This is a genomic window from Pseudomonas sp. ZT5P21 (assembly GCF_054897785.1).
Genome location: NZ_CM142705.1, coordinates 5,296,950 through 5,315,555, shown reverse-complemented (window position 1 = coordinate 5,315,555; position 18,606 = coordinate 5,296,950). Strand labels below are relative to the sequence as shown.

At 60.5% G+C, this 18,606-nt stretch carries 17 protein-coding genes; 8 read left to right on the top strand and 9 right to left on the bottom strand.

Annotation, left to right across the window (positions count from 1 at the left end; translation table 11 throughout):
• Window positions 1–159 precede the first annotated feature (159 nt).
• On the top strand, window positions 160–1,536 hold the full coding sequence (locus ACYZT9_RS24765; RefSeq protein WP_462007813.1) for an L-serine ammonia-lyase: 1,377 nt from the start codon (window positions 160–162) through the stop codon (window positions 1,534–1,536).
• Window positions 1,537–2,089: 553 nt separating this feature from the next.
• Entirely contained in the window at window positions 2,090–3,193 is a 1,104-nt protein-coding gene (gbdR, locus tag ACYZT9_RS24760) for a choline metabolism transcriptional regulator GbdR (protein WP_017341204.1), read from the top strand.
• A gap of 99 nt (window positions 3,194–3,292) precedes the next feature.
• On the opposite strand, the gene ACYZT9_RS24755 is transcribed toward gbdR, so the two are convergent.
• From ACYZT9_RS24755 to choX, 6 genes are all read right to left on the bottom strand, one after another.
• Window positions 3,293–3,556, bottom strand: a complete 264-nt coding sequence (locus ACYZT9_RS24755; RefSeq protein ID WP_462007812.1) for a hypothetical protein — start codon at window positions 3,554–3,556, stop codon at window positions 3,293–3,295.
• A 396-nt stretch (window positions 3,557–3,952) separates the two neighbouring features.
• Window positions 3,953–5,116, bottom strand: a complete 1,164-nt coding sequence (locus ACYZT9_RS24750; protein WP_462007811.1) for a gamma-butyrobetaine dioxygenase — start codon at window positions 5,114–5,116, stop codon at window positions 3,953–3,955.
• Window positions 5,117–5,129: 13 nt separating this feature from the next.
• The gene (locus ACYZT9_RS24745) at window positions 5,130–5,606 is read right to left on the bottom strand and encodes a thioesterase family protein (protein WP_462007810.1); all 477 of its coding nucleotides are present in this window, start codon (window positions 5,604–5,606) and stop codon (window positions 5,130–5,132) included.
• 124 nt (window positions 5,607–5,730) lie between these two features.
• Window positions 5,731–6,696, bottom strand: coding sequence for an L-carnitine dehydrogenase (locus ACYZT9_RS24740; RefSeq protein ID WP_462007809.1), 966 nt, complete (start codon window positions 6,694–6,696; stop codon window positions 5,731–5,733).
• Window positions 6,697–6,838: 142 nt separating this feature from the next.
• Entirely contained in the window at window positions 6,839–7,726 is an 888-nt protein-coding gene (locus tag ACYZT9_RS24735) for a beta-keto acid cleavage family enzyme (protein WP_462007808.1), read from the bottom strand.
• 84 nt (window positions 7,727–7,810) lie between these two features.
• Window positions 7,811–8,755, bottom strand: a complete 945-nt coding sequence (choX, locus tag ACYZT9_RS24730) for a choline ABC transporter substrate-binding protein (RefSeq protein WP_462007807.1) — start codon at window positions 8,753–8,755, stop codon at window positions 7,811–7,813.
• A gap of 193 nt (window positions 8,756–8,948) precedes the next feature.
• Between choX and ACYZT9_RS24725 the strand changes: the two genes are divergently transcribed.
• Window positions 8,949–9,908: a GlxA family transcriptional regulator gene (locus tag ACYZT9_RS24725; RefSeq protein WP_462007806.1), complete on the top strand. Its 960-nt coding sequence runs from the start codon at window positions 8,949–8,951 to the stop codon at window positions 9,906–9,908.
• Between the two features lie 135 nt (window positions 9,909–10,043).
• On the opposite strand, the gene ACYZT9_RS24720 is transcribed toward ACYZT9_RS24725, so the two are convergent.
• From ACYZT9_RS24720 to ACYZT9_RS24710, 3 genes are all read right to left on the bottom strand, one after another.
• Window positions 10,044–10,460, bottom strand: coding sequence for a DUF3010 family protein (locus ACYZT9_RS24720; RefSeq protein ID WP_462007805.1), 417 nt, complete (start codon window positions 10,458–10,460; stop codon window positions 10,044–10,046).
• Between the two features lie 32 nt (window positions 10,461–10,492).
• Window positions 10,493–10,816 carry a helix-turn-helix domain-containing protein gene (locus tag ACYZT9_RS24715; RefSeq protein ID WP_462007804.1) on the bottom strand — a complete coding sequence of 108 codons (324 nt, stop codon included), beginning with the start codon at window positions 10,814–10,816 and terminating at the stop codon, window positions 10,493–10,495.
• 110 nt (window positions 10,817–10,926) lie between these two features.
• Complete coding sequence (locus tag ACYZT9_RS24710) at window positions 10,927–11,328, bottom strand: lysozyme inhibitor LprI family protein (RefSeq protein ID WP_462007803.1); 402 nt, start codon at window positions 11,326–11,328, stop codon at window positions 10,927–10,929.
• 235 nt (window positions 11,329–11,563) lie between these two features.
• Here ACYZT9_RS24710 and ACYZT9_RS24705 point away from each other — a divergent pair, with 235 nt between their 5' ends.
• The 5 genes from ACYZT9_RS24705 to etfA all read left to right on the top strand — a co-directional run bounded on the left by ACYZT9_RS24705 (window position 11,564) and on the right by etfA (window position 18,604).
• Window positions 11,564–12,541: a dipeptidase gene (locus tag ACYZT9_RS24705; RefSeq protein ID WP_008033250.1), complete on the top strand. Its 978-nt coding sequence runs from the start codon at window positions 11,564–11,566 to the stop codon at window positions 12,539–12,541.
• Window positions 12,542–12,619: 78 nt separating this feature from the next.
• Window positions 12,620–13,150: a DUF5943 domain-containing protein gene (locus tag ACYZT9_RS24700; RefSeq protein ID WP_150765259.1), complete on the top strand. Its 531-nt coding sequence runs from the start codon at window positions 12,620–12,622 to the stop codon at window positions 13,148–13,150.
• 15 nt (window positions 13,151–13,165) lie between these two features.
• A complete protein-coding gene (gene dgcA, locus ACYZT9_RS24695) occupies window positions 13,166–15,226 on the top strand; it encodes a dimethylglycine demethylation protein DgcA (RefSeq protein ID WP_415758822.1) in 2,061 nt (686 codons plus the stop codon).
• Between the two features lie 208 nt (window positions 15,227–15,434).
• Window positions 15,435–17,384 carry a dimethylglycine demethylation protein DgcB gene (dgcB, locus tag ACYZT9_RS24690; protein WP_462007802.1) on the top strand — a complete coding sequence of 650 codons (1,950 nt, stop codon included), beginning with the start codon at window positions 15,435–15,437 and terminating at the stop codon, window positions 17,382–17,384.
• The gene (gene etfA / locus ACYZT9_RS24685; RefSeq protein WP_462007801.1) at window positions 17,384–18,604 is read left to right on the top strand and encodes an electron transfer flavoprotein subunit alpha; all 1,221 of its coding nucleotides are present in this window, start codon (window positions 17,384–17,386) and stop codon (window positions 18,602–18,604) included. The genes dgcB and etfA overlap by 1 nt, the downstream gene beginning before the upstream one ends.
• Window positions 18,605–18,606 lie beyond the last annotated feature (2 nt).

Sequence of the window (18,606 nt, the reverse complement as noted above, 5' to 3'; positions counted from 1 at the left end):
CGCGGCGTTGGTGGGCATGAGTGGGTCGGTGTGAGACGTCGAGCGATACCGCAAAAGCCTGATGATGCGGCCATCCCGGCGGATTGCAGCTTGAGCGTAGCAGCTCCGTCACCGGGCGCTTCTGCGCCTGGAGTTGGCACATCCAGGAGTTCGGCAGTAATGGCTATCAGCGTTTTCGACCTGTTCAAAATCGGCATCGGCCCTTCGAGTTCGCACACCGTGGGGCCAATGCGCGCCGCAGCGCTATTCGTGCAAGTGTTGCGTGAGAAGGGACTTTTGGAGCAAGTGCGACGCGTCGAAGTTCAGCTCTATGGTTCGTTGTCCGCCACCGGCATCGGTCACGGCAGCGATAACGCCGTGATCATGGGCCTGATGGGTGAGTGGCCGGACGCGATCGACCCGTCGCAAATCGGCATTCGCATTGAAACTCTGCGTGAAACCCAGACGCTGCTGCTCGATGGCCGTTTATCGGTGCCGTTCATGTGGGCCCGGGACATGCGTCTGATCGACGAAAACCTGCCGTTCCACCCCAACGCCATGACCCTGATCGCCGAGGGCGATGACGGTGAGTTGCATCGCGACACCTACTATTCCATCGGCGGCGGCTTTGTCGTTGATGAGGCCCAAGCTTCCAGCGGCGTGGTGGACCTGGATCGCACCGAATTGCCGTACGATTTCTCCAGCGCCGTCGAGCTGCTCAGCCTCTGCAAGCAGCACAAGCTGCGCGTCGCCGAATTGATGATGGCCAACGAGAAGGTCTGGCGCAGCGAAGACGAAATCCGTGCCGGCCTGATGAAACTCTGGCGGGCCATGCAGGATTGCGTCGAGCAAGGCCTCAAGCACGAAGGCATCCTGCCCGGTGGCCTGAACGTACGTCGTCGCGCGGCCAAATTGCACCGTAGCCTGCAGGAGTTGAACAAGCCTAACGTGATCGGTTCGACACTGAGCGCGATGGAATGGGTCAACCTGTTCGCCCTGGCGGTCAACGAAGAAAACGCCGCCGGCGGGCGCATGGTCACGGCGCCGACCAATGGCGCGGCGGGGATCATCCCGGCGGTGTTGCACTACTTTATGAAGTTCAGCGAAGCGGTGACCGACGCCAACGTGGTCGACTATTTCCTCAGTGCCGCAGCGGTGGGGATTCTATGCAAGAAGAACGCGTCGATCTCCGGTGCGGAAGTGGGTTGCCAGGGCGAAGTCGGTTCGGCTTGCGCCATGGCGGCGGCGGGTTTGGCGGAGATCCTTGGCGCCACGCCTGAGCAATTATGTAATGCGGCGGAGATCGGCCTGGAGCACAACCTCGGTCTGACCTGCGACCCGGTCGGCGGGCTGGTGCAGGTGCCGTGCATCGAACGCAACGCGATTGCGGCGGTGAAAGCGATCAACGCGGCGCAGATGGCGTTGCGGGGTGATGGTCAGCACTTTATCTCGCTGGACCGGGTGATCCGCACCATGCGTGATACCGGTGCCGATATGCACGACAAATACAAAGAGACATCGCGGGGTGGGTTAGCGGTGAGCGCGGTAGAGTGTTGAGCCGAGTTGACCTGTGGCGAGGGGATTTATCCCCGTTGGGTCGCGAAGCGGCCCCAAAATCTTTACGACTGCTGCGCAGCCGAACGGGGATAAATCCCCTCGCCACACCAGATCCCAACAGATCCCCCATCCAGTCAAAACTGCGCGCTTAATGAACACCCGATCCAAAGCGCGCCACGTTTTGGCGCGTCGCTTACAGATAAGCCATTACAGTGAATCAGGGATCCAACCCGGCCCTGACCACCCGTCCCCCGTGCCAGCGGTGACACTCTTCCGGAGCCGCCGCAGCCCTGTTCCCACAAGTGCTACCGATTTGCTCACATGCAACGGAGCAGAGCGCTTACAGCCATGGTCGGCACTTAAATCCAACACTCCATTCGCGTCATATTTAGACACATCGCGACGTCGTTTTCAGGAGTTATTGAACGCGCATTCAACTTTAGGCATGGCAATTGCTCTGTCATTACAAAGCCCGTCTCCCACGCGAGAACGATGGCAATAACAAGAGCCTCCGCCTGAGGCCATCACCCGCTTTGTGTGAGGAGATACCGCGATGACGACGTTCAACTCCGGGGCCCAACCCCAGAACCGTGCGCCTCAATCCATCGGCTTTCTGCTGCTGGACAATTTCACGCTTATTTCTCTGGCCTCCGCAGTCGAACCCCTGCGCATGGCCAACCAATTGTCTGGTCGCGAGCTGTATCGCTGGACCACGCTCACCGTCGATGGCGGTCAGGTCTGGGCCAGTGACGGTCTGCAGATCACTCCCGACGCCTCCATGCACAAAGCACCTTCCATGGACACCATCATTGTCTGCGGCGGTATCGGCATTCAACGCACGGTGACCCGCGAGCACGTCTCATGGCTGCAAAGCCAGGCGCGTCAATCCAAGCGTCTCGGTGCCGTCTGCACCGGCAGCTGGGCCCTGGCCTGCGCCGGCCTGCTGGACGGTTTTGATTGCAGCGTGCACTGGGAATGCCTGGCCGCGATGCAGGAAGCGTTTCCACGCGTGGCGATGAGCACTCGCCTGTTCACCCTCGACCGTAACCGTTTCACCAGCTCCGGCGGCACCGCGCCACTGGACATGATGCTGCACCTGATCAGTCGCGATCACGGCCGTGAACTGTCCGCTGCGATCTCGGAAATGTTTGTCTACGAGCGCATTCGCAACGAACAGGATCACCAGCGCGTGCCACTCAAGCACATGCTGGGCACCAACCAGCCGAAGTTGCAGGAAATCGTCGCGCTGATGGAAGCCAATCTCGAAGAGCCGATCGACCTTGACGAACTGGCGGTATACGTCGCCGTATCCCGTCGTCAGCTCGAGCGGCTGTTCCAGAAATACCTGCACTGCTCGCCGTCGCGTTACTACCTCAAGCTGCGCCTGATCCGTGCCCGCCAATTGCTCAAGCAAACGCCGATGTCGATCATCGAAGTGGCGTCGGTGTGTGGGTTCGTATCCACGCCGCACTTCTCCAAGTGCTACCGCGAATACTTTGGCATTCCGCCGCGTGACGAGCGCGTGGGTTCCAACACCACGCAACAGGTGGCGATGATGCCGCTGCCGCAAGCGCTGGTGCTGTCGCCGTTGTCCGGGCCGCTGTCGGCGTTGAGTCAGGCGCGCAATGAGTCGACTTTCGCTAGCGTGAGGCTTTAGACCGAGGCGCCTGCCTTCGCGAGCAAGCCCGCTCCCACACTGGATCTGCGTCGTAAACAGATTAAATGTGCGAGCGGGCTTGCTCGCGAAGGCGATTTGTCAGGCGCTACGGTTCTGCTGATACGCCGCCAAAGCCGGTAACAACTGCTTATCAATCGCCTGACGCACAGCCGGCAAAATGGTCGCGCTGCTGGTGTACATCTGCTTGACCATGGTCCGCAGCGTCATCGCTCGCTCATCGTTCAAACCTCGCACCGCACACTCGCAAGCTTGCTCGGCCGTGGCGCCGCTCGGCACTTGAAAACCCAACGACTTCAGTTGGCCCAACAGGTCTTCCTGGTCTATCAAATCGGCGTGCATCATGACGCAATCCTTCTTCAGGGAACGGTGTCGTGGTTCGATTCTCATAGCGGTACGGGGTGGCGGCAAGGACGAATTGTCGCAATGGCCGCAATACCTATGAACAGGTCGTTTTCGGCTAACTTGCGAAGGAGAGGAATGGGCACACTGGATTCAGCTGGCTTCACGAAGGTTTGGTCACCCTCGCGCAACGGCTCCTCAACAGTACCCACCTCTGCCCCGATCCTGTCACGGCTTGATCGGGGTTTTTTTTGCCTGTGCGTCAGGCGGATATGAGGTGTATGGGCTGACGCCATCGCGAGCAAGCTCGCTCCCACAGTTGATTTATGCACGACGCAAAACCAATGTGGGAGCGAGCTTGCTCGCGAAGACGCCGGGGTCGCACTCGACTGACGCGGTCTAGCGTTGCAACACGAGGATCCGTGACAACAACTCATCCCGGTCGACGTAGCAGCCCTGGAAATGCCGTGCTCCCGTGGCGGGGTCGAAAGCATTGCGGGCGTGGAGGGTACGGCGATTGTCGAAGCACCAGAGTTCACCGGGGTTGAGCCTTTGCATCAGCCTGAACCGCGCCTCGCGGGTCATGGCGATAAAACGGTGATAAGCCCGATACAGCCTGGGCATTTCATCCACCGATGCATCGAACGGCCCCCGCAGAAAGTTCGCCATACGGATTTCCGACACCTGCCCCAGCGCATCCAGCGCGATGATCGGTGCGAGGCAGCGGTAGTCGCTGTGGCGGTCCTTGTTGCGGAATTCCACGGGGATTTCACACAGTGCTTTGAACGACTCGGGATCTTCCTCGCGCAACGCTTGGGCGATGGCGAAACCGTCGACGAAAATGCTCTCGCCACCGTCGGCGTCATTGACCAGGCAATGCAGAAATTGCAGGCCCGGTTGCAACTCTCGGGTCGGCAGGTCGCTGTGTAATGGCAGGTTGAAAGCGGTGTAGGCATTGCTGTCGGCATCGGACTTGGATTGCACGTTGAACAGCACGCCAAAGTTGCTCTCGCGGATGAAGGAAATCCGCTGGGCGATCAACTTCAATGAACCGGGTTCGGTAGGCACACCGCGGACCTGGGTGAGGCCGATGTCACGCACCGCCAACAGCCACTGCAACAGGGCATCGTTATTGTTCATTAGCGCCTGATAATCGAACACCGGCAACTGCAAGTCGCTTTTCCACAGCCTGGATTGTGGCTTGCCGGCCCGGCGTTCGGCGCGGGACGCGTCGTCATAGGCGTGGGCCCGCAACCAGCCGGGATCGAAGCGACTCTGATGGCCGTCCTGCCAATCGACGCACAGGCAACCTTCAGCATCGACACCGGCATTTGCCAGCGCCAGGTCCTCTGCAACGTCGACGATTTCCAGCACCTGCTCACGGGTCACCGTGTAGACGCATTGCGAGCACGGGCAATTGTCCCGCAGCCATTGATGATGGAAGGGGCTGATGCGGTCATCGGCCCACGTCACCAAAACGCAGTCTGCCAATGCCTGCACGCCACTCAGCGCGCTGATCAACGGATAAGTACGAAAGTCGGCGAACGCAGCGGCGGTATTCATGGGGATCTCCTTGTTATTTTTTTGCGGGGAGAGCGATCACTCGGCCAATGTAGTCAGGGGCAGGCAGGTCGGTTTGTTCGGCGACGATGGCTTGCAACTTGCCCAGCGTGACTTCGCTGAATGGCGCGGAACGCGGCCCGGCGAGGTCGACGTGAAGCAGCATTTGCTCGTTGCCCGCCAGCGCTTTGTCGTCACCGGCCAGGTGCAGGCTGTGATAGAGGTGCAGGCGTTTGCTGTCGTGGGCGATGATCTGGGTGTGCACTTCAACGTCAGCGTCGAGCTTCACTTCGTGCAGGTAATTGAGGTGCAGTTCGAGGGTGAACAGCGAGTTGCCGCTGGCTTCGCGGTTGTTGCTGTCCATGCCCAGTCGGTCCATCAGTGCGTCGGTGGCGTAGCTGAAAATCAGCAGATAAAACGCGTCGCGCAGGTGGCCGTTGTAGTCGACCCAGTCGGGGATGATTCTGGTTTGGTAGGTGGTGAGGGTGGGCATGGTATAGGTTCCAACATGAGTGGTGACTGGACTGCCGCCATCGCGAGCAAGCTCGCTCCCACAAGGAAAGTGCAAAACCTGTGGGAGCGAGCTTGCTCGCGATGGGGCCGGACCTGCGGACTGCTTACTCGCTGAACGCCATCCCATGCTTCTCTTTGGTGGTTTTTACCGCATCCAGCACCGCCAGCAGGCAATCATCACGATAGCGCTCCAGCGCCGAAATGCTGTGTTTTCCCAGCTGGTCACTGGTCCCGTCCACCACATCATCGATTAATTTATCGGTCAGTTCCGGTGCGGGCAGGTAGGTCCATGGCAACTGCAACGCCGGGCCGAACTGGGCCATGAAGTGGCGCATGCCAGCATCGCCTCCGGCCAGGGTGTAGGTCAAAAAGGTGCCCATGAACGACCAGCGCAGGCCCGCGCCAAAACGGATCGCGTCATCGATTTCACCGGTCGTCGCCACACCGTCGTTCACCAGGTGCAGCGCCTCACGCCACAGCGCTTCGAGCAAACGGTCGGCGATAAAGCCCGGCACTTCCTTACGCACGTGCAGCGGACGCATCCCCAAGGATTCGTAGACTTTCATGGCCGCTTGAACCGCTTCTGGCGCTGTATTCTTGCCGCCGACCACTTCCACCAGGGGCAGCAGGTAAACCGGGTTGAACGGGTGACCGACCACGCACCGTTCCGGGTGGGTCGAGCTCTCGTAGAACTCGCTCGGCAACAGGCCCGAAGTGCTGGAGCCGATCAGTGCATCGGGCTTGGCCGCCGCGCTGATTTTGCTGTGCAGTTCCAGTTTCAGATCGAGGCGTTCCGGGGCGCTTTCCTGAATGAAATCGGCATCGCGAACACACTCTTCAATCGTCGCGACAAAGCGCAGCCGACCCTGCGATGCGCCAGGCGCCAGCCCTTGTTTTTCCAGTGCGCCCCAGGCGTTGGCGACGCGTTTGCGCAGCGCCGCTTCGGCGCCGGGCGCCGGGTCCCAGGCCACCACATCGAGGCCATGGGCGAGGGCGCGGGACACCCAGCCGCTGCCGATGACACCGCTGCCTAGAGCGGCGAAGGTTTTGATTTCGGTGATAAAAGTCATGGCGACGTCCTAAAGAATTCGACGATTCCCTGTGGGAGCGAGCTTGCTCGCGATGGCGGTAGTCCTGCCGCAGAAAATGCTTTGGATGTACTGACGTCATCGCGAGCAAGCTCGCTCCCACAGGGTGAAGAGTTGTTGGTGATTAACCGCGCTTGGTCAGGCCCATTTTTGCCCGACCTTGCGCCGGCGTCAGAACCCGCGCGCCAAGGCGGCTGAGGATTTCCGAAGCGCGTTCGACCAGTTGGCCGTTGTTCGCCAGTACACCCTTGTCCAGCCAGATGTTGTCTTCCAGACCGACTCGCACGTTGCCGCCGAGCAGCACCGCTTGCGCCGCCATCGGCATCTGCATGCGACCGATGCCGAAACCGGCCCACACGGCGTTGGCCGGTAGGTTGTCCACCATGGCTTTCATGGTGGTGGTGTCAGCCGGCGCGCCCCATGGGATGCCGAGACAGAGCTGGAACAGCGGGTCGTCGAGCAGGCCTTCCTTGATCATCTGTTTGGCGAACCACAGGTGACCGGTGTCGAAAATTTCCAGCTCGGCCTTCACGCCCAGCTCTTGAATGCGTTTGGCGCCGGCACGGAGTTGCGCCGGGGTGGACACGTAAATGGTGTCGCCGTCGCCGAAGTTCAGGGTGCCGCAATCGAGGGTGCAGATTTCCGGCAGCAGTTCTTCGACGTGGGCCAGTCGGGTCAGCGGGCCGACCAGATCGGTGTTCGGGCCGAACGCCATCGGGTTCTCGCCAGCGCCGATTTCCAGGTCCCCGCCCATGCCGGCGGTGAGGTTAACGATGATGTCGACGTCCGCTTCGCGAATGCGCTCCATCACTTCGCGGTACAGCGCCACGTCACGGCTGAATTTACCGGTTTCGGGGTTGCGCACGTGGCAGTGGACCACGGTGGCGCCAGCCTTGGCGGCTTCCACGGCGGCGGCGGCGATTTGTTTCGGGGTGACCGGCACGTGTGGGCTTTTGGCGGTCGTGTCGCCAGCACCGGTGAGTGCGCAGGTGATGATGACGTCGTGGTTCATGAGGGAGTTCCTTGCAGGCGTGGTGGTGCCGTTCGCAGCCCGGTCGGGCTGCGAAACGGTGGTTCGGGTCTGTTTGCTGAAGAGCTATTTGCTGGTGAGATTCAGATTGTCAGCCGCCGGTTTGCCATCGAAGGTGGTCACGCCTTCGAGCCAGCGTTGTTTATCTTGCGGATGATCTTTCAGCCATTGTTTGGCCGATTCGAACGCGTCCTTGTGATCGAGCAGCGGCTGCATCATCCGGCTCTCGTCTTCGGCGGTGTACGTCAGGTTGCTCAGCAGGCGGCCGATGTTCGGGCATTGTTGCGTGTAGTTCGGCGCGGTGACGGTCCAGACCGTGGCCATGCCTTCGTTCGGGCCCAGCGCGTCTTCGCTGCCGGTGAGGTAGGTCATCTGCACGTTGACGTTCATCGGGTGCGGCGCCCAACCGAAGAACACCACGGCTTCTTTGCGGCGCACGGCGCGATCCACCGCCGAGAGCATCCCGGCCTCGCTGGATTCGACCAACTGAAACTTGCCGAGGCCAAACTGGTTCTTGGTGATCATTGCCTTGATCTGGGTGTTGGCGCCCGAGCCCGGCTCGATGCCATAAATCTTGCCGCCCAGCTCTTTCTCGAATTTGGCAATGTCGGCAAAGGTTTTCAGGCCCTTGTCGGCAAGGTACGTCGGAACCGCGAGGGTGGCGCGGGCGTCTTTCAGGCTGGGCGCTTCAAGGACCTTGACCTGATTGGCGTCCACAAACGGCGTGATGGTCTGGGTCATCAGCGGGTTCCAGTAGCCCAGGAACAAGTCCAGGCGCTGGTCGCGAATCCCGGCGAAGATGATTTGCTGGGAGGCGCTGGTTTGTTTGGTGTTGTAGCCGAGGCCGTCGAGCAGGACCTGGGTCATCGCGCTAGTGGCGATCACGTCGGTCCAGTTCACGACGCCCATGCGCACGTTCTGGCACGACGCGGGTTCGGCCGCCATGACGCTGGTGCTCAGGAAAGCGGTACCGCTGAGTGCAAGAACACAGCTGCTGATCAGTCGTTTCATCTCAGGTTTCCTCGGCAGTTCGTTATTGTGAATTCCGGTGTCTGTGCGCCGGTGATGCCAAGTTACGCAGCTAAGGCCTGGGGAAAGCGCACAGCGGCGACCAGCTCTTGCACTGCAGCGACCTGTCCTCTTGAATGCCGCCGACAAGTGGCGTATCAACGTCCACACGCTACCCGCCAACCGAGTGCGCTCCATGTCCCAGGATTTCTATTTCTTGTTGATGCCGGGTTTCTCGGCCATCGGTTTTATTTCGGCCATCGAGCCTTTGCGGGTCGCCAATCGTTTTCGCGGCGAGCTGTATCGCTGGCATGTGCTGAGTGCCGATGGTGGCGCGGTTTTGGCCAGCAACGGCATGTCGGTCAACGCTGACGCCGCACTGGAACCGCTGAAAAAAGGTGCGACGTTGTTGGTGGTCGCCGGATTCGAACCGCTGAAATTCGCCACCCCGGCGCTGGAACACTGGCTGCGCCGACTGGACAACGAAGGCGTGATCCTCGGCGCCATCGACACCGGCAGCTTCGTCCTCGCCGAAGCCGGTTTGCTCGACGGCCATCGCCTGACCCTGCACTGGGAAGCCATCGACGCGTTCAAGGAATCTTATCCACAGCTTAGCGTCACCCAGGAGCTGTTCGAGATCGACCGTCGCCGCATCACCTCCGCGGGCGGCACCGCTTCCATCGACCTGATGCTCGACCTCATCGCCCAGGCCCACGGCCCGGAACTGGCGATCCAGGTCAGCGAACAATTCGTACTCGGCCGCATCCGCCCGCGCAAAGACCACCAGCGCATGGAAGTCGCCACGCGCTATGGCATCAGCAACAAGAAGCTCGTTCACGTTATCGGTGAGATGGAACAGCACAGCGAACCGCCGCTGACGACGCTGGAGCTGGCGGAGTCGATCAAGGTCACGCGGCGGCAGCTGGAGCGCTTGTTTCGGCTGCATCTGAACGACACGCCGAGTAATTTCTACCTGCGCTTGCGGCTGGAGAAAGCGCGGAAGCTGTTGAGGCAAACCGATATGAGTGTGCTGGAAGTGAGTATCGCGTGCGGGTTTGAATCACCGTCGTACTTCACCCGGAGTTATCGGGCGAAGTTTGAGCGGTGTCCGCGGGAGGATCGACGGCGGTTGGGGGATGGGCGAGAACTGGTCTGAGCCAAACGCAAAACAAATGTGGGAGCGAGCTTGCTCGCGATGGCGGTGTGTCAGCCAACATCTCTCTTGAATGTGCCGGCCTCTTCGCGAGCAAGCTCGCTCCCACAGGTGATCCTTTTCGTCTGGAAGACCGGGTTACTTCTTCATCAGTGCCGAGCACGCCGCTTTGTAAGCCTCGTGCTGATACTTGTTCAGCGTCGCCGGCAGCGCAAAATCAAACTTCTTGTTCTGCGCATTGATCGTCTGCGGTGATAGTAGCGTCACCTCGCAACTCTCCAGCAACTGAAAAACGCCCTCGATCTTGAACGTCGTCGGTCCACCGGCGAATTCGCCTTTCTTGCTGCGCTTCTTGATCGCGATCCGGTCGATGGAATTCTCACGAACAAACGATGCGACCTGAGCGGCAAAGACCTTGACGTTCGCCGCCTCGTCGTCATCGTCGAGGGCGATTTTCTTGGTGGCCAGGGCGACGTGGCTCAGCACCTGATCGTCGAGAGAGGCCACGGCGATGATCGCTTCGCTGCCTTTGATTTCAATGCCGCAGATTTTCATTTCAATCCCTTTCACAAATGGTTGTGTGCAGCCTATAGCTCAAGTTGATTGGCTGTGATGCCAAACGCCGTGGCGATTTTCTCGCGGGTGGCTTTGCGCGGCTTCGCAACCGTCTCTTGCTGGGCGAAGGCCGGCTGGGAAATACCCATGCGTTTGGCCACTTCATCCTGGGTAAGGTTCAGGTGTTCGCGCCAGGCGCGAATCGGTGTTGCGCCATCAACGATGCGACTCACCACTTCATGGGGAATCAGGTCGAGTTCAATCTTCTGCGCCACATATTGCGCGTAGGGAATGACCACGAACGCGGGGTTTCCGTCTGCATCGTTGATAAATTGAATGTCAGCAGGTTTGTTCATTGTGTTTAGTACTTTAAAAATATAAGTCTTTTATAAGAATCTAGAATTCTTACTTATATTTCTACAACGTCCAATCAACGAATAAAGTCGGCATGTTGCCGTGCCCAGGCTCACTCCTGCCCAATCGACTCCAAAAACTCCGACCGCTCATCACTCATCCGCGCTACGCAATCATTCTGCGCAATGGTGAACGCCTTGCTGCCGCTGGTCGCCGGAAACGCTTCAACCGCGCAATCCGCGTCGCGGGTTTTCAGCCATTGCTGGTGGGCAGCCTTGATTTTGGCGGTGATGTCGGCCAGTTGCGTCGGGCTCTTGCCGTAGAGCGTTTGCATGCGTTCGGTCAGGCTTTGGTAGTTTTCTTTGAGCAGGTCTTCGGCGGCGGTTCGGCTGTAGACCGAGCATTCAAGGGTCTGGACGTCGTTTTCGACCGCATCGCAGGGGTTGTTGTCGGACTCTTCAGCCGCCTGTACGCCGGTCGCTATCAGTGCCATTGCCAGTAAGATCGATTTCATTGCTCCTCGGCCCCTTTTTTAAGTGCATATTCCGTAATGCGGCGAATTCTGGCCCAAGCGGAGGCCCTTGAACAGGTGGCCCATGACGTGCGGCGACGACCCTTTGTCGCGGATTGACGCTTTCGGCAAACCCTCTGTCGTTTTTGCACCCGGCTGCACCGGTCCTCAGGCATATGCTGGCCCCAAAGCGCCGACACACGATTCGGCGTATGAATCGCTAATAGGGGACAGCCTGATGAGCCCAGCCGAATTGCACGCCGACAGCATCGTTATCGACGGGCTGATTATTGCCAAGTGGAACCGTGAGCTGTTCGAAGACATGCGCAAGGGCGGTCTGACCGCGGCCAACTGCACCGTGTCGGTGTGGGAGGGCTTTCAGGCCACCGTCAACAACATCGCCGCGAGCCAGAAGCTGATCCGCGAGAACAGCGACCTGGTGATTCCGGTGCGCACCACCGCGGACATCCGTAAAGCCAAGGAGCAGGGCAAGACTGGCATCCTGTTCGGTTTCCAGAATGCTCACGCCTTTGAAGACCAGATCGGCTATGTCGAGGTGTTCAAACAGCTCGGCGTCGGTATCGTTCAGATGTGCTACAACACCCAGAACCTCGTGGGCACCGGCTGCTACGAGCGCGATGGCGGCCTGTCGGGCTTCGGTCGCGAAATCGTCGCCGAGATGAACCGCGTCGGCGTCATGTGCGACCTGTCCCACGTTGGCTCGAAAACTTCCGAAGAAGTCATCCTCGAGTCGAAGAAGCCGGTCTGCTACTCCCACTGCCTGCCGTCGGGTCTGAAAATTCACCCGCGCAACAAATCCGATGAAGAGCTGAAGTTCATCGCCGATCACGGCGGGTTCGTCGGCGTGACCATGTTCGCGCCGTTCCTGGCCAAGGGCATCGATTCGACCATCGACGATTACGCCGAAGCCATCGAATACACCATGAACATCGTCGGCGAAGACGCCATCGGCATCGGCACCGACTTCACCCAGGGCCATGGCCAGGACTTCTTCGAATACCTGACCCATGACAAGGGCTACGCCCGCCGCCTGACCAGCTTCGGCAAGATCATCAACCCGCTGGGCATTCGCACTGTCGGCGAGTTCCCGAACCTGACCGAAACCCTGCTCAAGCGCGGCCATTCCGAGCGTGTGGTCCGCAAAATCATGGGCGAGAACTGGGTCAACGTCTTGAAAGACGTCTGGGGCGAATAAGCCACCGCATTTCTGAATCCTTTCCTCCGGCCGTCCGCGCCGGGGGCAACACCACGAATTTTCTGGAGTTAAGTTTCCATGGCCAAGATCGCCCCGCAATTGCCAATCGAAGTCGACAGCGAAACCGGTGTCTGGACCTCCGACGCCCTGCCGATGCTGTATGTGCCGCGTCATTTCTTCGTCAACAACCACATGGGCATCGAGGAAGTGCTGGGCGCCGAAGCCTACGCCGACATTCTCTACAAGGCCGGCTACAAATCCGCCTGGCACTGGTGTGAAAAAGAAGCCGAATGCCATGGCCTGGAAGGCGTCGCGGTGTTCGAGCACTACATGAAGCGCCTGTCGCAACGCGGCTGGGGCCTGTTCAAGATCCAGGACATCGACCTCGACAAAGGCACCGCCAGCGTCAAGCTCGAACACTCGGCGTTCGTCTACGTGTACGGCAAGGTCGGGCGCAAGGTCGACTACATGTTCACCGGCTGGTTTGCCGGTGCCATGGACCAGATTCTGCAAGCCCGCGGCAGCCAGATTCGCACCGTTGCCGAGCAAGTCTACGGTGGCTCCGAAGAAGGCCACGACGACGGTTTGTTCACCGTCAAGCCGTTGTAAGTCGAGGAACCCGCCATGGCTTTCGAAGCAATGTTCCAGCCGATCCAGATCGGCAAACTGACCATCCGTAACCGCGTGCTCAGCACCGCGCACGCCGAGGTCTACGCGACCGACGGCGGCATGACCACCGACCGGTACGTCAAGTATTACGAAGAGAAAGCCAAGGGCGGGATCGGCCTGGCGATTTGCGGCGGTTCCTCCAGCGTGGCCATCGACAGCCCGCAAGGCTGGTGGAAGTCGGTCAACCTGGCCGACGACCGGATCATTCCGCACTTCCAGAACCTGGCCGATGCCATGCACAAGCATGGCGCCAAGATCATGATCCAGATTACCCACATGGGCCGTCGCTCCCGTTGGGACGGCGAGCATTGGCCAACCCTGCTGTCACCGTCGGGCATCCGGGAACCGGTGCACCGTGCGACCTGCAAAACCATCGAGCCGGAAGAAATCTGGCGGGTGATCGGCAACTACGCCAGCGCCGCCGCACGCGCCAAGGCCGGTGGCCTGGACGGCGTCGAACTGTCCGCCGTGCACCAGCACATGATCGACCAGTTCTGGAGCCCGCGCGTCAACAAACGCACTGACGAGTGGGGCGGCAGCTTCGAGAACCGCATGCGTTTCGGCCTCGAAGTGATCAAGGCTGTGCGGGCCGAAGTCGGCCCGGATTTCTGCGTCGGCATCCGTCTGTGCGGTGACGAGTTCCACCCGGACGGCTTGTCCCACGAGGACATGAAGCAGATCGCCAAGTATTACGACGACACCGGCATGATCGATTTCATCGGCGTCGTCGGCTCGGGTTGCGACACCCACAACACCCTGGCCAACGTTATCCCGAACATGAGTTATCCACCGGAGCCGTTCCTGCATCTGGCGGCCGGTATCAAGGAAGTGGTGAAGGCCCCTGTTTTGCACGCGCAGAACATTAAGGACCCGAACCAGGCGACCCGTATTCTTGAAGGCGGTTACGTGGACATGGTCGGCATGACCCGCGCCCACATCGCCGACCCGCACCTTATCGCCAAGATCAAAATGGGCCAGGTCGACCAGATCAAACAGTGCGTCGGCGCCAACTACTGCATCGACCGTCAGTACCAGGGTTTGGACGTGCTGTGCATCCAGAACGCCGCGACGTCCCGTGAATACATGGGCGTGCCGCACATCATCGAGAAGTCGACCGGTGTGAAGCGCAAGGTTGTGGTGGTCGGTGCCGGTCCTGCCGGGATGGAAGCGGCTCGCGTGTCGGCCGAACGTGGCCACGACGTGACCTTGTTCGAGAAGAAAGAATTCATCGGCGGGCAGATCACGACGGCTTCGAAAGCCCCGCAACGGGACCAGATCGCCGGTATCACGCGCTGGTTCCAACTGGAGCTGGCGCGTCTGAAAGTCGACCTGCGCCTGGGCGTGGCAGCCGATGCAGCGACCATTCTCGACCTGCGTCCGGACGTGGTGGTGCTCGCCGTCGGCGGCCATCCATTCCTGGAGCAGAACGAACACTGGGGCGCGGCGGAAGGCCTGGTGGTCAGCAGCTGGGACATCCTCGATGGCAAGGTCGCACCGGGCAAGAACGTGCTGGTCTACGACACCATTTGCGAGTTCACCGGGATGTCGACCGCCGACTTCCTCGCCGACAAGGGCAGCCAGGTCGAGATCGTCACCGACGACATCAAACCGGGCGTGGCGATTGGCGGTACATCGTTCCCGACGTATTACCGCAGCATGTACCCGAAAGAAGTGATCATGACCGGCGACATGATGCTGGAGAAGGTCTACCGCGAAGGCGACAAGCTGGTGGCGGTGCTGGAAAACGAATACACCGGCGCCAAAGAGGAGCGGGTGGTGGATCAAGTGGTCGTCGAAAACGGCGTGCGCCCGGACGAAGAAATCTACTACGCCATGAAGGAAGGCTCGCGCAACAAAGGCCAGATGGACATCGAAGCTTTGTTCGCGATCAAGCCACAACCTTCGTTGAGCCAGCCGGGCGACGGTTACTTGCTGTTCCGCATCGGCGACTGCGTGGCGCAACGCAACACCCACGCGGCGATCTATGACGCGCTGCGGTTGTGCAAGGATTTCTAAAGGATTACCACCATCACCTGTGGCGAGGGAGCTTGCTCCCGATGGGCTGCGAAGCAGCCCCAAAACCTGCAGTCGAGGTGCCTCAGGTGTGCACCTAGGCTGTTTTGGGAGCGCTTCGCGCTCCAGCGGGAGCAAGCTCCCTCGCCACAAGTAGGTGCGTCGCTCTCATCGGCGCGCACATGACCCCGAGGTCTCTGGGAGCTCCACCATGTTGAACACCCTACTTCCAATCCTGTTGTTCGCAGCCCTGGGCCTTGCGGTCCTCGGCGCGTTGCGGCGGGTGGCTATGTGGCGCCGAGGTCGAGTCTCCAAGGTCGACCTGATCGGCGGCCTGTTCGCCATGCCCAAGCGTTACATGGTCGATTTGCACCACGTCGTCGCGCGGGACAAATACATCGCCAACACCCACGTCGCCACGGCGGGTGGGGCGGTGGCGTCTGCGGTGCTGGCGATTCTGGTTCACGGGTTCGGCTTGCATAACCGTTTCCTCGGTTATGCGCTGTTGCTGATGACGGCGGTGATGTTCGTCGGTGCGATCTTTGTGTACCTGCGTCGACGCAATCCACCGGCACGGTTGTCCAAAGGCCCTTGGATGCGTCTGCCGAAAAGCCTGTTGGCGTTCTCGGTGTCGTTCTTCCTGGTGACCCTGCCGGTAGCGGGGATCCTTCCGCAAGACTTCGGAGGCTGGGTGTTGGCGGTGATCCTCGGGATCGGCGTGCTGTGGGGCGTCTCGGAATTGTTCTTCGGCATGACTTGGGGCGGGCCGATGAAGCACGCCTTCGCCGGTGCGCTGCACCTCGCCTGGCACCGTCGCGCCGAACGTTTTGGCGGTGGTCGTTCCACCGGTTTGAAACCGCTGGACCTCAACGATCCAACCGCACCGCTGGGCGTAGAAAAGCCCAAGGATTTCACCTGGAACCAGCTGCTCGGTTTCGACGCCTGCGTGCAGTGCGGTAAATGTGAAGCAGCCTGCCCGGCATTCGCCGCCGGCCAACCACTGAATCCGAAAAAACTGATTCAGGACATGGTCGTCGGCCTGGCTGGCGGCACCGATGCCAAATTCGCTGGCAGTCCGTATCCTGGTAAAGAAGTCGGTTTACACGCCGGCAATCCGCATCAACCGATCGTCAACGGTCTGGTGGATGCCGAAACCTTGTGGTCCTGCACCACCTGCCGTGCCTGCGTCGAGGAATGCCCGATGATGATCGAGCACGTCGACGCCATCGTCGACATGCGCCGCCATCTGACTTTGGAAAAAGGCGCGACCCCGAACAAGGGCGCCGAAGTCCTCGAAAACCTGATCGCCACCGACAACCCGGGCGGTTTCGCACCGGGCGGGCGGATGAACTGGGCGGCGGACTTGAACCTGACTCTGCTCAGCGAGAAGAAATCCACCGACGTATTGTTCTGGGTCGGCGACGGCGCCTTCGACATGCGCAACCAGCGCACCTTGCGCGCCTTCGTCAAAGTGCTGAAGGCGGCGAAAATCGACTTCGCCGTGCTGGGTCTTGAAGAGCGCGACAGCGGTGACGTGGCCCGACGTCTGGGCGACGAAGCGACCTTCCAGCTGTTGGCCAAACGCAATATCCAGACCTTAGCCAAATACAGCTTCAACCGCATCGTCACCTGCGACCCGCACAGCTTTCATGTGCTGAAAAACGAATACGGCGCCTTCGACGGCAACTACCTCGTGCAACACCACAGCACCTACATGGCCGAAATCATCGGCGCTGGCGCGCTGAATCTCGGCCAGCACAAAGGCAGCAGCGTGACCTATCACGACCCGTGCTACCTCGGTCGCTACAACGGTGAATACGAAGCACCGCGCGAGGTATTGCGCGCTCTCGGTATCGAAGTGAAAGAGATGCAACGATCCGGCTTCCGCTCACGCTGCTGCGGCGGCGGTGGCGGCGCACCGATCACCGACATTCCGGGCAAGCAGCGGATTCCCGACATGCGCATGGAAGACATCCGCGAAACCGGCGCCGAACTGGTGGCCGTGGGTTGCCCACAATGCACCGCGATGCTTGAAGGCGTGGTCGAACCGCGTCCGCTGATCAAGGACATCGCCGAACTGGTGGCCGACGCGTTGCTTGAAGACACAGCCCCAAGCAAACCGGCCACACCGGTCCAACGTGAACCTGCGGAGGCCCACTGATGAGCGACATTATCCGCCGCGATCCCCGCGCCGAATGGATTGCCCGTAACCGCCTGCACCCGCTGCATGCGGCCATGCAGCCGGCGCAACACAGCTGGATGGGCCCGAATGGCGTCATCCGCAAGAACCCCCATGGCGTCGGATTTATCGGCCCCAACGGCATCAAACGGATTGACCGCAGTGGCGCGCAGCAGGGAGGGGCGACCAAACGTTCGGCTGCTATTGAAGTGCAATTGCCGCTGCATCAAGTGCCTGCACCTGCGTTTTACATCAGCGTGGTGCCGGACATGGTCGGCGGGCGCTTGAGCAGCCACGACCGCGATTTGCTCGGCCTGGCGCATCAGTTGGCGGGCAAGGACGGCGCGGTGTTGGCCGTGGTCTTCGGCGAACATAAAGAGAATGCCTTCGCCACCGCAGGCGTCGATCGCCTGCTGGTACTGGAAGGCGATGAATTCAGCGGTTATGCACCAGAACAACGGGTCCAGGGCCTGCGGGCTGTGGATAACCAGTTCAGCCCGCGGCACTGGCTGCTACCGGACAGTCGCAGCGGAGGCGGCGAACTCGGTCGGCGCTTTGCCGCAGCGCTGGGTGAACGCCCGGCTACGCGGGTCTGGCAGGTCAAGGATCAGGAATGCATCGGTCGCGCTGGCGCCGGGTTGCAAGACCTTGCACGTCCGGTCGCACGCCTGATTCTGGCCACTGCCGAATGTGCCGAACCGGTCAGCGAAACCCGTCACGAAGCCTTGCCGGTGGAGTTATCCACAGCGGTCGCGCGCAGCTTGTCGCGCATTGAAGATTTGGGTGCGGTGGCGGTGGATCCGGCGGCAATTCCAATGGCCGAAGCCGAGTTCATCTTCTCCGGCGGCAACGGGGTCAAAGACTGGGGACTTTTCCACAGGACCGCCGAAGCGCTCGGCGCCACCGAAGGCGCATCCCGAGTGGCAGTGGACGATGGTTTCATGGCCCGTGACCGTCAGGTCGGCGCGTCCGGCACCTGGGTCACCGCACGGGTCTACGTGGCGGTGGGGATTTCCGGGGCGATCCAGCACCTGCAAGGCATCGGTGCTTGCGACAGGGTGGTGGCGGTCAATCTTGACCCTGGCTGCGACATGATCAAACGGGCCGACCTGTCGGTAATCGGCGAGAGCGCCGAGATTCTTCAAGCCTTGATCGCGGCGGTAGAGGCTTACCGCAACGACGCCAAGCGCGATGCGGCTTAAGG